The sequence below is a fragment of the Intestinimonas massiliensis (ex Afouda et al. 2020) genome (assembly GCF_900626285.1).
Taxonomy (GTDB): domain Bacteria; phylum Bacillota; class Clostridia; order Oscillospirales; family Oscillospiraceae; genus Flavonifractor; species Flavonifractor massiliensis_A.
This window is the reverse complement of the sequence record NZ_LR131147.1, coordinates 2,721,764-2,734,882: the sequence shown is the minus strand read 5'-3', so window position 1 is coordinate 2,734,882 and position 13,119 is coordinate 2,721,764. Positions and strand designations below refer to the sequence as shown.

Here is a 13,119-nt window from a genome sequence, read left to right as displayed (position 1 = left end):
ATGGAAATCAAAAAATCCGGTATGATAAGCATTGTGGGCCGGCCCAACGTGGGCAAGTCCACCCTGACCAACGCCCTGGTGGGGGAGAAGATCGCCATCGTCTCCAACAAGCCCCAGACCACCCGCAACCGCATCTGCGCGGTGGTGAACCGCAACGACTGCCAGTACGTCTTTCTGGACACCCCGGGCCTCCACAAGGCCCGCACCAAGCTGGGAGACTACATGGTGAACGTGGTCAGGCAGAGCGTGGCCGACGTGGACGCCATCCTGCTGCTGGTGGAGCCCATCCCCCACATCGGCGGCCCGGAGGCCGAGCTCATCGCCCGCATCAAGCAGCTGGGCGTGCCCTCCGTGCTGGTCATCAACAAGATCGACACGGTGGAGAAGGCCGACCTGCTGGCGGTCATGCAGACCTACGGCCAGGCCCACGATTTTTCCGCCATCCTGCCCATCTCCGCCAAGAACGGCGAGGGCGTGGACGAGCTGCTGGACCTGCTAGCGGAATTCCTCCCCGAAGGCCCCCAGCTCTTCCCCGAGGACATGATCACCGACCAGCCGGAGCGGCAGGTGTGCGCCGAAATCATTCGGGAGAAGCTGCTGCTCTGCCTGGACAAGGAGATCCCCCACGGCACCGCCGTGGAGGTCACCCGCTTCTCCGAGCGGGACAACGGGATCATCGACCTGGATGCCACCATCTACTGCGAGAAGGCCAGCCACAAGGGCATCATCATCGGCAAGGGGGGCGCCATGCTGAAGAAGATCTCCACCCTGGCCCGCACCGACATCGAGGCCTTCATGGGCACCAAGGTCTTTCTTCAGACCTGGGTGAAGGTGAAGGAGAACTGGAGAGACAACATCAATCTCATCCATAATTTCGGATATAAGGACGAATGAACACATTTTACCGCTGATAAATGACGCCCATCCGGTCAAGCTAATGCCGGAAGGAGTGGCTGGACGTGGATCGGACGGAGCCACGGAGGACACCTCGGAATATCTCTCCCGCGCTCTGGTGGACACATTGCGGGGCACGCTGGCGGACAACGAGAACCGGCTGCGCACTCTGCTGTTCAAGCTGTGTGTGGAGGTCAACATGATGGGCCACACCGTNAGTTAGTGGATGGGGTGCAAGAGTAGACAATAGAAAGGAGAATAAAAATGTACAAGCTGATGATGTTTGTGAATGTACAAGAGATGGTGAAGATTTAATATCTGGTGAGTGGGGCGGAAGTAGTATAACCACAGAGGGTTCGCTCGGCGATGGGAGTTGTGAATAAGAGCGGGGGCCCTAATTTTGAATTCCCTCCACGCCCTGGACAAGCTGAACAAGCCACAGGCCCTCATCAAGGCGGCCTTTGAGCTGAAGCTCATGTGTCTGGAGGGGTACGAGCCCCTGCTGGACGCCTGCGCCGTCTGCGGCCTGCCCGATCCGGACCGGCCCCGGCTGGACCTGGTCCAGGGGGTGCTCCACTGCGCATCCTGCCAGGACGAGGTGGGGGAGGGGGTCTCCCTGCCCCTGGAGGCGGGCACCCTGGCCGCCATGCGGCACATCGTCTACGGCGACCCCAAGCGCCTGTTCTCCTTCCAACTGGACCAGAAGGGGCTGGACTGCCTGGGCCGGGTGTGCGAGCGGTTCCTGCTCACCCAGCTGGACCGGGGATTCAGCACCCTGGACTTCTATAAACAACTGAAAGCGGGGATGTAAGATGGAACTGTACGTAGCCGACGCCTTTACCACCACGCGCTTTTCCGGCAACCAGGCCGGGGTGGCCCTGCTGGGGGCGGCGGACTTTCCGGCGGAAACCCTGATGCGGGCCCTGGCGGGGGAGCTGAAGCACTCCGAGACCGCCTTCGTGAAGCAGACCGGGGAGAAGGCCTTCCACATCCGCTACTTCACTCCGGCGGAGGAGGTGGACCTGTGCGGCCACGCCACCATCGCCGCCTTCACCGTCCTGCGGGACACCGGGGCTATTGCGCCCGGGGAGTATTTTCTCCACACCCGCTCCGGCGATCTGGAGATCGGGGTGGGGGAGAACGCGGTGTGGATGGACATGGCTTCCCCCAGGGACGGGCGGACCTTCGACGAGGCGGAGCAGGCGGAGCTGTACGCCGCCTACGGCCTGACCCTGGCGGACCGTCCGGCGGGGCTGGAGCCCCAGGCGGTGAGCACCGGCCTCATGGACATCCTGCTGCCCGTGAAGGACCTGGAGACGCTGGACAGGGCGGTGCAGAACGAGGCCGAGGTCACCCGGCTGTCCCAGCGCTATGACGTGGTGGGGGTCCACATGTTCTGCCCCAACACCCCCGACGCCGCTGCCCACTGCCGCAATTTTGCCCCGCTGTACGCCATCCCGGAGGAGGCGGCCACCGGCACCTCCAACGGAGCCCTGACCTATTATCTGTACCGCCGGGGCCTCATTCAGGCGGGGGCGGACAACCGCTTTGTGCAGGGGGAGAAGATGGGTAAGCCCTCCGAGATTTTGAGCCGCATCACCGGGGACGGGGACGGCGTCAAGGTCCGGGTGGGGGGCCGTGCCCTCATCACCCTGAAATGTGAATTGATTACGGGAGAACCTACATGACCGATTTATTTGAAAAATCCATACAGACCCTGGAACTGCCGAAGGTGCTGGAGAAGCTGGCCGACCAGGCGGTGACGGCGGAGGGCAAGGACCGCTGCCTGGCCCTGCGGCCCTTCACCGATCCGGACGACGTGCAGCGTGCCCTGGACGAGACCACCGCCGCGGTGAATATGACCGCCCTCCGGGGCTCCCCCTCCTTCTCCGGCGTGCGGCCCGTCCGGGCCTCCCTCCAGCGGGCCGACATGGGGGGCGCGCTGAATACCAGAGAGCTGCTGGACATCGCCGCCGTCCTCCGCTCCGCCCGCTCCGCCAAGGAGTACGGCGAGGGAGAGGGGGACCGGACGAAAACCTGCATCGACCACCTGTTCCGCTCCCTGACGGCCAACCGGTTCCTGGAGGACAAGATCACCGGAGCCATCGTGGGGGAGGACGAGATCGCCGACGCCGCCAGCCCCGAGCTGGCCGCCATCCGGCGGCACATCCGTGCCACCGCCTCCAAGGTGCGGGACATCCTCAACAAGCTCATCTCTTCCAACCAGGCCAAATACCTCCAGGACGCCATCATCACCCAGCGCAACGACCGCTTCGTGGTGCCGGTGAAGTCGGAGCACAAGAACGACGTGCCCGGCCTGGTCCACGACGTGTCCTCCTCCGGCTCCACCTTCTTCATCGAGCCCATGGGGGTGGTGAAGGCCAACAACGAGCTCAAGGAGCTCCAGTCCCGGGAGGAGAAGGAGATCGAGCGCATTCTGGCGGAGCTGTCCGCCGAGTGCGCCCAGTTCAAGGAGGACATCTCTCAGGACTACGACCTGCTCATCATCCTGGACGTGATCTTCGCCAAGGCCCGGCTGGCCTACCGGATGCGGGGGGCCGCCCCCCGGCTGGACCCCAAGGGCCTCTACCTGCGGAAGGCCCGCCATCCCCTGCTGGACCCCAGCAAGGCGGTGTCCAACGACCTGATGCTGGGGGAGAACTTCGACACCCTGGTCATCACCGGCCCCAACACCGGCGGCAAGACGGTGACGCTCAAGACCATTGGCCTGCTGACCCTGATGGCCCAGTGCGGACTCCACATTCCCGTGGGGGACGACAGCTGTGTAAAAGTGTTCAGCCGGGTGCTGTCCGACATCGGCGATGAGCAGTCCATCGCCCAGAATCTCTCCACATTTTCCTCCCACATGGTGAATATCGTGGGGATCCTGAAGGAGGCGGACGAGGGCGCCCTGATCCTGTTCGACGAGCTGGGGGCGGGCACCGACCCCATCGAGGGCGCGGCCCTGGCCGCCGCCATCATCGACAGTGCCCGGGGGATGGGTGCCCTGGTGGCCGCCACCACCCACTACGCCGAGCTGAAGGTGTACGCCATGACCACCCCGGGGGTGGAGAACGCCTCCTGCGAGTTTGACGTGGATTCCCTGGCCCCCACCTACCGGCTGCTCATCGGCATCCCCGGAAAATCCAACGCCTTCGCCATCTCCCAGCGGCTGGGCCTGCCCAAGGAGATCATCCAGAAAGCCGCCGCCCGCATCGACGCGGAGAACGTGCGGTTCGAGGACGTGCTCACCAAGCTGGACGAGCAGCGCCAGGAGATGGAGCGGGAGAAGGAAGCCGCGGCCAAGCTCCGCCGGGAGATGGAGGAGACCGCCAAGGCCTCCCGGGAGTACAAGGCCCAGATGGAGGCCCAGCGGCAGAAGGCGGTGGAGAAGGCCCAGGCGGAGGCCCGGGCCATCCTGGACGAGGCCCGGGACACCGCCGACCAGGTGTTCAGGGAGCTCAACGACATGCGCCGCCGCCAGCGGAAGGAAGAGGACTGGCAGAAGATCAACGACGAGCGGGCCGGCCTGCGCCACCGCCTGAACGAGGCGGAGGGCAAGCTGGGAGCCCGGCCGGAGGAACCGGTGCCGCCGCCCACCCGGCCCGCCAGGGCGGGGGACACGGTGGAGCTGGTGAAGATGGGCACCCAGGCCACCGTCATCTCCGTCAACAAGGACGGCTCCCTCCAGCTCCAGGCGGGGATTCTGAAGATCAACGCCAAACAGGACGAGGTCCGGGTTGTGGAGGGGGAGAGCGTCAAGTCCGCCAAGAAGGTGGTCCAGCGGGCGGAGCACAAGCTGCGTTCCCTGGGTGCCTCCCCGGAGGTGGACCTGCGGGGCATGATGACCGACGAGGCCATCGGGGCCCTGGATCTGTTCCTGGACAACGCGGTGCTGGGCAAGCTGAACGAGGTGCGCATCATCCACGGCAAGGGCACCGGCGCGGTGCGCAAGGCGGTGCGGGAGCACCTGAAGCGCAGCCGGTATGTGAAGTCCTTCCGCCCCGGCCGCTACGGCGAGGGCGAGGATGGCGTGACCATTGCCGAGCTCAAGTAAGACCCTTCGTCAATGAAACCAGTTTCTTGTTCGGAATTTGTGCATTTTGTCATTGACGGTTTGGGATAAATTTGCTATCCTATAATACGAAGTATGCGAATGCATCTTGGGGGGAAACGCTTATGTATATGAAAGAGGCAGTCGTGAATAACCAGGTTGGCCTGCACGCCAGACCGGCCACGTTCTTCATTCAGAAGGCCAACGAGTTCAAGAGTTCCATCTGGGTGGAGAAGGACGAGCGGAGAGTCAACGCCAAGAGCCTGCTGGGTGTCCTCTCTCTGGGGATCGTCAAGGGTACTTCCATCAACCTCATTGCAGACGGCCCCGATGAGAAGGAAGCGGTGGAGGCTCTGATTGAGCTGATCTCCTCCAATTTCTCCGAGTAAGTCAACAGCGAAAGAAAAAAGCGCCGCATTGCGGCGCTTTTTTTGACCATGAGGGTACAATATGGAAACGACAAAGGCTTTGAAACGAGAGCGATGCCTGTTCTGGATACTGTTGGGTGGTCTGCTGTTTCTGCGGTTTCCGTGGCTCATCCTGGGGAAATTTTTGATCCCCGGGGACAATGTGGTGAACGTTGCCTATGAATTGGGCACCTGTCTACTGACGTGCCTTCTGATTTTTTTGGAGCGGGAGCGGCTGGAGGAGTACCACATTGACAGTCTGGCCCTGGTGCTGCTGCTGGGCGCGCCCATTGCCGTGCTGATCGGAAGAATGGCCGGCGGCTATGGCCTGCCCGGGCAGGCGGTCAAGGCCGTCCTTGCCGTTGTGCTCCTGGCCGCACTGCTCATCCGGCGGCCGGTTCTGCCCCGGCGGGGAGCGGGCCGGACGGCCCGCTGTATCGGCGCGGCGGTGCTGGCCGGTGCGGTGATGGCGGTGGTGTCCGGATTCCTGCTGACCTTCCAGCTTCGGGAGATGGTGGATGTGTCGGCACTTCCATCTGCGGGACAGCTGCTGCATGGGGGACAGCTGTCGTACGGGGTTCTCTATCAGATCGACTATGCCGCGGCGGCGGAGGAGCCGCTGTTCCGCGGTTTCCTGTGGGGACGGCTGCGGAAATGTGGCTGGAAAGATCACTGGATCTGGCTGTTCCAGGCGCTGCTGTTCGCGGTGGGTCATGCCTACTATGTGGGGAGCAGCAACATTTCCGCCTTCCTTGTGGTGCCACTGGACGCGCTGGCCCTTGGCCTCGTGGCCTGGAAGACCAGGAGCATTGGCGCCAGCATGATCACCCACGGGATCATAAACGGATTCGGAGCTACCCTGGGCTATGCGTTTCTGGCGATAATGAAATAGCGGCCGTATTGCACGGAAAGGAGGGCATGGTGCCCCTACTATGACTTTTGATGAACTAAAAGAAAAAGCGCATGCCCTGCCGCTGAAGCCGGGCGTGTATATCATGCAGGACAAGAAGAATACGGTCATCTACGTGGGCAAAGCCAAGGCCCTGAAGAACCGGGTGAGCCAGTATTTTGCCAACCTGGCCGCCCACACGGAAAAGACCCGGGCCATGGTGAGCCAGATCGACCACTTCGACGTGATCGTGGCCGATTCGGAGTTTGAGGCCCTGGTGCTGGAGAACTCCCTCATCAAGCGCCACCAGCCCCGGTACAACATCCTGCTGAAGGACGACAAGGGCTACCCCTACATCCGCCTGACGGTGAAGGAGGAGTACCCCAGATTTTCTTTGGCCAACCGTGCCGCCGAGGACGGAGCCCGGTACTTCGGGCCCTACGGCAGCCGGGGCAACACCCAGAACATCATCGACGCCCTGCGGGTGGCCCTGAAGCTGCCCTCCTGCAACCGGAAATTTCCCCGGGACATCGGCAAGGAGCGGCCCTGTTTGAACTACCACATGGGCCAGTGCGACGGCTACTGCCGGAAGGAGATGGACCAGAGCCGCTACCGGGAGGCCATCGATCAGGCCATCCGCCTGCTGGAGGGCAAGTTCCAGGAGGTGGGGGACGAGCTGAAGGCGGAGATGGAGCTGGCGGCGGAGGAGCTGCGGTTTGAGAAGGCCGCCGAGCTGCGGGACCGGTACCGTGCCATCGAGCTGCTGGGTAAGCGGCAGAAGGTGGTGGCGGGGTCCCTGGCGGACACCGATGTGGTGGGCTTCCACAAGGGGGAGGCCACCCGCAGCTGCTTTGTGGTGCTCCACTTCGTGGAGGGTGAGCTGGCCGCCAAGGACTGGGACCTGATCGACACCCCCATGGAGGAGGACACGGCGGACATCCTGTCCGCCCTGGTGCGGCAGTACTACGGGGGGAGGGGAAATCTGCCCCGGCAGATCCTGCTGCCCTGCGAGCTGGAGGACGAGGTGCCCCTGATGCGGATGTTCTCCGAGGCGGCGGGGCGGAAGGTGGAGCTGGTGACCCCCCAGCGGGGTGCCAAAATGGACCTGATCCGACTGGCAAACAAGAACGCGGTGGAGGAAGTGGCCCGCTGGACCACCCGGGAGGAGCGGCAGAGCAAGCTGCTGGAGCTGCTGGGCACTATGCTGAATCTGGACGCGCCCCCCCGCCGCATTGAATCCTATGACATCTCCAACCAGGGCTCCGACGACATCGTGGCCTCCATGGTGGTGTACGTGAACGGAAAACCCCTGAAACGGGATTACCGCCACTTCAAGCTGAAGGACATGGACGGCCCCGACGACTACGCCTCCATGGACCAGGTGCTGCGGCGGCGGTTCCAGCGGTATCTGGACGGGGACGAGAAGTTTGCCGACAAGCCGGACCTGCTGCTCATCGACGGCGGGGAGAACCACGCAAAAGTGGCGGTGGGGGTGCTGGGCGATCTGGGCCTCACCATCCCGGTGTTCGGCATGGTGAAGGACGACCGCCACCGCACCCGTGCCCTGGTGACCCCCGACGGCCGGGAGATCGGCATTCAGGGCAACCAGGCCATCTTCTCCCTCATCGGCCAGATCCAGGAGGAGACCCACCGCTTCGCCATCGAGTTCCACCGCCAGCAGCAGAACCAGCGGGTGAAGGGCTCGGTGCTGGACCAGATCCCCGGGGTGGGGGAGAAGCGGCGGAGCGAATTGCTCAAGCACTTCAAGAGCATCAAGAACATCAAGGCCGCCACCCTGGAGCAGCTCCAGGCCGTGGTGCCTAAGAACACCGCCCAGGCGGTGTACGGCTTCTTTCGGAAGAAGGAGGAGAAATGAGACGGATTCTGGCCCTGACCCTGTCCCTGCTGCTTCTGCTGACCGCCTGCGGAGCACCGGACAGCGGGAACGCTGCTGCCCCGGCGGGATATGTGAGTACGGACCAGGCGGCCCGGGCTGTGCTGGACAGCCAGCCGGATATGGCGGGGCTGACGCCCCTCACCGGGGAGGAACGCACCGACTACCTCACTGCTGTGTGCGGCGTGGAAGAAGGGCGGTGGACCGAGGCGGCGGTGTATACCGCCTCCGGGGTGGACGCCCGGGAGATCATCGTCCTCCGGCTGAGCCAGACGGAGGACGGCGAGGCGGTGACCGCCGCCCTGGAGGCCCACCGGCAGGCCCGGCTGGGGGATTTTACCGGCTACGCGCCGGACCAGGCCGACCTGCTGGAGGACGGGACGGTGACCAGTCTGGACGGATATGCCGCCCTGCTGGTCTGTGAGGAGCCGAAGAAGGCCTGTTCCGCCCTGGAGGCGGCTCTGGACGGGGAAGCGGCCCTGACGGAGCCCGCTCCGGATACGGAGGCCTTCGCCCCCTTTGATCCCCCAAACGAGCACGACATGACCCTCTATGACACTTCGGCCATTCTGGCGGCCTGGGAGAGCGGGGAGGAGGACGGCCTCAGCGAAAAGGACGCCGCCATCCTGGCTCGGTGCCGGGCGCTGTTTGCGGAGCATATCACCGACGGTATGACCGACTTTGAGAAGGAACTGGCCCTCCACGACGCCCTGGTGGACCTGGGAGAGTATGACGTGACGGTATATGCCGACGGCAAGGGCTGGCCTGACAATACCAACCCCTACGGCCTGCTGGTGGAGGGGTACGGCATCTGCCTGGCCTACGCCACCAGCTTCCAGCTGCTGATGGACCTGGCGGATGTGGAGTGCATCACGGTGGTGGGGGCATCTTCCTCCTCTACCAGCGACCACGCCTGGAATATGGTGCGGCTGGAGGGGGAATGGTACTGTGTGGACCCCACCTGGGACGACCCCATCGGCGGCGAGAGCGTGTCCCCCAACCAGTGGGACATGGTGCACCACCAGTACTTCAATGTGACCAGCGACTATATGCGCCAGACCAACCACCAGTGGGACTATGACAATGTGCCCGAGGCCGACGCCGTCCGGTTCTGCTGGAACGGCACCGGCCGTCTGCCCGACTGACCATAGAAAGGAAGGAATCGCCATGCGCGTCATTACAGGAATCGCCCGGGGCCGGAAGCTGAAGGAGCTGCCCGGCATGGAGACCCGGCCCACCACCGACAAGGTGAAGGAATCGGTATTCAACATCGTCCAGTTCGACATCGAGGGCCGGCAGGTGCTGGATCTGTTCGGCGGCACCGGCCAGATGGGCATCGAGGCCCTGTCCCGGGGGGCGGCCCACTGCACCTTCGTGGACCTGCGGAAGGAGGCCGCCGCCGTGATCCGGGAGAACCTGGCCCACACCGGCCTGGCGGAGCACGCCCGCGTGATCCAGGGGGACTATCTGGCCTTCCTCACCGGCTGCCGGGAGAAATTCGACCTGGTGTTCCTGGACCCGCCCTACAACACCGGGATGCTGGAAAAGGCCCTGGAGACCATTACCAAGATTGACAACGTGACGGAAAATGGTATAATAGTCTGCGAAAGTGCCGCCGAAGCGGCCCTGCCGGAGCTGTCCGCCCCCTATCGGAAGGGGAAGGACTACCGCTACGGCAAGATCAAGATCACGCTGTACCACCGGGACGCCTGACCTTTCCCCCCGGCATGAGGATGTGAGCCCACATGAAAACCGCAATCTACCCCGGCAGCTTCGATCCCATCACGCTGGGGCATTTGAATATCATCAAGCGCGCCGCCGTCTGCTTCGACAAGCTCATCGTGTGCGTGCTGGTGAACTCGGAGAAGGTGAACCGGGGGCTGTTCACCCCGGAGGAGCGGGTGGAGCTCATCCGCAAGGTGGTGTACAAGCTGCCCAATGTGGAGGTGGACTGCTCCTCCACCCTGCTGGCGGAGTACGCCAGGCAGAAACGGGCCTGCACCCTGGTGAAGGGTCTGCGGGCGGTGTCCGACTATGAGAACGAGCTGCAGATGGCACTCATCAACCGCAAGCTCAACCCCCGGCTGGAGACCATGTTTCTGCCCTCCAGCACCAAGTATACCTATATCAGCTCCAGCGTGGTGAAGGAAATGGCCCGCTACGGGGCGGACCTGACGGATTTCCTCCCCCGGGAGATCATCGAGGACGTACAGCGGAAAATGGACAGCAGGAGGGATAGCTGATGGCTACCGGCGTAGATGAATTACTGGATATGCTCTTTGAGATGATCGATGAGGCCAAGAGCATGCCTTTGAGCAGCGATAAGTGTATTCTGGAGCGGGACAAGGCCCTGGATCTGCTGGATGAGATCCGGGCCCAGTTCCCCATGGAGCTGGCCGAGGCCAAGAAGCTCATCGCCGCCCGGACGGAGTATATCAGCTCCGCCAAGCGGGAGGGTGAGCTGATCCGCAAGCAGGCGGAGGACCAGGCCAAGCAGATGGTGGCCGAGGACGAGGTGCTGGCTCAGGCCAAGCAGAAGGCCAACGAGATGATCCGTACCGCCGAGGAGCGCAGCCGCGACCTGCGCAAGGCGGCCAACGACTACTGTGAGGATGCCCTCCGTCGCACCGAGGAGGCTGTGGCCGAGGCCTACGACGAGATCAAGAAATCCCGTGCCCGGTTCCGGGCGCTGGCAGGGGGGTCCGCCTCCACCGGCCGGCAGCCCTATGACGCCGCCGCCGACGAATAAATCCCGTTTACGTAACATCGAAATCTGGTACTTTTTGACCACCATACCGCAAGGTATGGTGGTTTTTTGTTTCCATTTGTAACGATGGAAAGTCGAACATATGTTTTTCATGCTGAAAACCAGGCGTTTCGGAGGGAAAACAGCCATTTTTCTCTTCAAAAAAGAAGAAAAAACTATTGCAATTCTGTTACAGAGCATTTATACTAAAGGGGAAAGTGGGGCGAAGTGGAGGAAAAACCCGCCGGAATTCAGTAAAGTGGAGGGAGAGTGAAGGGCGTGACCGGGACATACGAGCACAGCATCGACTCCAAGGGCCGCCTGTTCATTCCCGCCAAGCTCCGGGAGGAGCTGGGCGTCACCTTCTACCTGGCCATGGGTGTGGACGCCTGCCTGGCCATCTACCCCCAGTCCACCTGGGACCGGTTTACAGAAAAGTTTGCCTCCCTGCCCATGAGCCAGTCCAAGGCCATGCGGCCCCTGTTCGCCAACGCCGCCAAGTGCGAGCTGGACAGTCAGGGCCGCATCGTCATCCCCCAGAAGCTGCGCAAGTACGCCGGTCTGGACAAGGATGTGGTGATCATCGGCGTCCACGACCGGGCGGAGATCTGGAGCGCCGACGCCTGGCAGGCTCAGGAAGAGGAAGAAATGACGCCGGAGAAGATGTCGGCCTGTATGGAGGCTTTGGGATTCTGACATGAGTGAACAGAGCTTTATCCACAAGCCGGTGCTGCTCCATGAGTGCATCGAGGGACTGAACATCAGGCCGGAGGGGATCTACCTGGACGGCACCCTGGGCCGGGCGGGCCACAGCCGGGAGATCGCCCGGCGGCTGACGGCCGGCAGGCTGATCTGCGTGGACCGGGACCAGGCGGCCCTGGACGCGGCCCGGGAGCGGCTGGCCCCCTGGATGGAAAAAGTGACCCTGGTACACAGCAACTTCAGCGAGCTGGACGCCATCCTGGACGGACTGGGTCTGGACGGGGTGGACGGCATGCTCTTCGACCTGGGGGTGTCCTCCCCCCAGCTGGACGACCCGTCCCGGGGGTTCTCCTACATGGCGGACGCCCCCCTGGACATGAGAATGGACAAGACCGATACCCTGACGGCCCGGACGGTGGTCAATGAGTGGCCCCAGGAGGAGCTGCGGCGCATCCTCTGGCAGTACGGGGAGGAGCGGTATGCCCCCGCCATCGCGGGAGCCATCGTCCGGGCCAGGGACAAAGGACCCATCGAGACCACCCTGCAGCTGGTGGACGTGATCCGCTCGGCCATGCCTGCCTCCGCCCTGCGGGAGAAGCAGCACCCGGCCAAGCGGTCCTTCCAGGCCATCCGCATCGCGGTGAACGACGAGCTCTCGTCGGTGGACAGGATGGTGCGCGCCGCGGTGCCCCGGCTGAACCCGGGCGGGCGGCTGGCGGTGATCTCCTTCCACTCCCTGGAGGACCGGATCGTCAAGAACGCTCTGGCGGAATTTGCAAAGGGCTGCACCTGTCCGCCGGATTTCCCCGTGTGTGTGTGCGGGAAAAAGCCACAGATCAAGCTGATCAACAAAAAGCCCATCGTGTCCGGAGCGGAGGAGCTGGAGGAAAACCCCAGGGCCCGCAGCGCCAAGCTCCGGATCGCGGAAAAGCTGTGAGTTTACCAAAGAGAATGGAGTGGACGCAGGAATGGCGACTGCCGTAAAGCACAGAGCACGATACAACCGATACAACGACATCCCCTATGAGGCCTATGACGGCTCGGCGGTACGGCAGCTTCCCGGCGAGGAAGTCCTCCAGCCCCGTCCCATGGTCCGCCCCAAGGAGCGGGTGGTGGCCCGTCCCAAGGTGCGGGTGCGGGAGGCGGGACATGTGTCCCCCTTCGCGGTGGCCGGATTCCTGGCGGTGGGCGTGTTCGCCCTGCTACTGCTGTACAGCTACGTGAACCTGACGGTGATCTCCCAGCAGGTGGTGGACCTGAAGAGCGAGATGACCGAGCTGCGCTCCGAGGAGGCCAAGCTGCGGGCTCAGTATGAGCTGGCCTACGACCTGGAGAACATCGAGACGGAAATGACCACCAACGGCACCATGGTCAAGCCCCAGAACGGCCAGACCATCTATGTGGATCTGTCCGAGCCCGACTCGGTGACCCTGTTCAACCAGGAGGATACCACCGCCGGCGCCCAGGGCTTCCTGGACAGCCTGAAGTCCATCGTGACGGAGATTGTGGAATATTTCCAGTGACCGCAGCCAT

The 13,119-nt window shown here is 63.2% G+C and carries 15 protein-coding genes; all 15 read left to right on the top strand.

Going from position 1 to position 13,119, the window contains the following annotated elements:
* The 15 genes from era to E0E41_RS13420 all read left to right on the top strand — a co-directional run bounded on the left by era (position 1) and on the right by E0E41_RS13420 (position 13,109).
* The gene (gene era, locus E0E41_RS13485; protein ID WP_130870327.1) at positions 1 to 894 is read left to right on the top strand and encodes a GTPase Era; all 894 of its coding nucleotides are present in this window, start codon (positions 1 to 3) and stop codon (positions 892 to 894) included.
* A 400-nt stretch (positions 895 to 1,294) separates the two neighbouring features.
* Positions 1,295 to 1,705, top strand: coding sequence for a DNA repair protein RecO (recO, locus tag E0E41_RS13480; RefSeq protein WP_242623786.1), 411 nt, complete (start codon positions 1,295 to 1,297; stop codon positions 1,703 to 1,705).
* 1 nt (position 1,706) lies between these two features.
* Positions 1,707 to 2,582: a PhzF family phenazine biosynthesis protein gene (locus tag E0E41_RS13475; protein WP_130870325.1), complete on the top strand. Its 876-nt coding sequence runs from the start codon at positions 1,707 to 1,709 to the stop codon at positions 2,580 to 2,582.
* Positions 2,579 to 4,951, top strand: a complete 2,373-nt coding sequence (locus E0E41_RS13470; RefSeq protein ID WP_130870324.1) for an endonuclease MutS2 — start codon at positions 2,579 to 2,581, stop codon at positions 4,949 to 4,951. The genes E0E41_RS13475 and E0E41_RS13470 overlap by 4 nt, the downstream gene beginning before the upstream one ends.
* A gap of 122 nt (positions 4,952 to 5,073) precedes the next feature.
* Positions 5,074 to 5,337 (top strand): HPr family phosphocarrier protein, encoded by a 264-nt coding sequence (locus tag E0E41_RS13465; protein ID WP_007495691.1) that lies wholly within the window; start codon positions 5,074 to 5,076, stop codon positions 5,335 to 5,337.
* Positions 5,338 to 5,398: 61 nt separating this feature from the next.
* The gene (locus E0E41_RS13460; protein WP_130870323.1) at positions 5,399 to 6,247 is read left to right on the top strand and encodes a CPBP family intramembrane glutamic endopeptidase; all 849 of its coding nucleotides are present in this window, start codon (positions 5,399 to 5,401) and stop codon (positions 6,245 to 6,247) included.
* Between the two features lie 40 nt (positions 6,248 to 6,287).
* The gene (gene uvrC, locus E0E41_RS13455; RefSeq protein WP_130870322.1) at positions 6,288 to 8,120 is read left to right on the top strand and encodes an excinuclease ABC subunit UvrC; all 1,833 of its coding nucleotides are present in this window, start codon (positions 6,288 to 6,290) and stop codon (positions 8,118 to 8,120) included.
* A complete protein-coding gene (locus E0E41_RS13450) occupies positions 8,117 to 9,283 on the top strand; it encodes a DUF4358 domain-containing protein (RefSeq protein ID WP_130870321.1) in 1,167 nt (388 codons plus the stop codon). Before uvrC ends, E0E41_RS13450 begins: the two co-directional genes overlap by 4 nt.
* Before the next feature lie 22 nt (positions 9,284 to 9,305).
* Entirely contained in the window at positions 9,306 to 9,851 is a 546-nt protein-coding gene (gene rsmD, locus E0E41_RS13445) for a 16S rRNA (guanine(966)-N(2))-methyltransferase RsmD (RefSeq protein ID WP_130870320.1), read from the top strand.
* A 32-nt stretch (positions 9,852 to 9,883) separates the two neighbouring features.
* Positions 9,884 to 10,381 carry a pantetheine-phosphate adenylyltransferase gene (gene coaD / locus E0E41_RS13440; RefSeq protein WP_130870319.1) on the top strand — a complete coding sequence of 166 codons (498 nt, stop codon included), beginning with the start codon at positions 9,884 to 9,886 and terminating at the stop codon, positions 10,379 to 10,381.
* Positions 10,381 to 10,887: a hypothetical protein gene (locus E0E41_RS13435; protein ID WP_130870318.1), complete on the top strand. Its 507-nt coding sequence runs from the start codon at positions 10,381 to 10,383 to the stop codon at positions 10,885 to 10,887. The genes coaD and E0E41_RS13435 overlap by 1 nt, the downstream gene beginning before the upstream one ends.
* Before the next feature lie 100 nt (positions 10,888 to 10,987).
* Positions 10,988 to 11,158: a hypothetical protein gene (locus tag E0E41_RS18570; RefSeq protein ID WP_165450552.1), complete on the top strand. Its 171-nt coding sequence runs from the start codon at positions 10,988 to 10,990 to the stop codon at positions 11,156 to 11,158.
* Positions 11,159 to 11,163: 5 nt separating this feature from the next.
* The gene (gene mraZ, locus E0E41_RS13430; RefSeq protein WP_130870317.1) at positions 11,164 to 11,580 is read left to right on the top strand and encodes a division/cell wall cluster transcriptional repressor MraZ; all 417 of its coding nucleotides are present in this window, start codon (positions 11,164 to 11,166) and stop codon (positions 11,578 to 11,580) included.
* Between the two features lies 1 nt (position 11,581).
* Positions 11,582 to 12,523, top strand: coding sequence for a 16S rRNA (cytosine(1402)-N(4))-methyltransferase RsmH (gene rsmH, locus E0E41_RS13425; protein WP_130870316.1), 942 nt, complete (start codon positions 11,582 to 11,584; stop codon positions 12,521 to 12,523).
* 31 nt (positions 12,524 to 12,554) lie between these two features.
* Positions 12,555 to 13,109 (top strand): hypothetical protein, encoded by a 555-nt coding sequence (locus tag E0E41_RS13420; RefSeq protein WP_130870315.1) that lies wholly within the window; start codon positions 12,555 to 12,557, stop codon positions 13,107 to 13,109.
* The last annotated feature ends 10 nt before the right edge of the window (positions 13,110 to 13,119 follow it).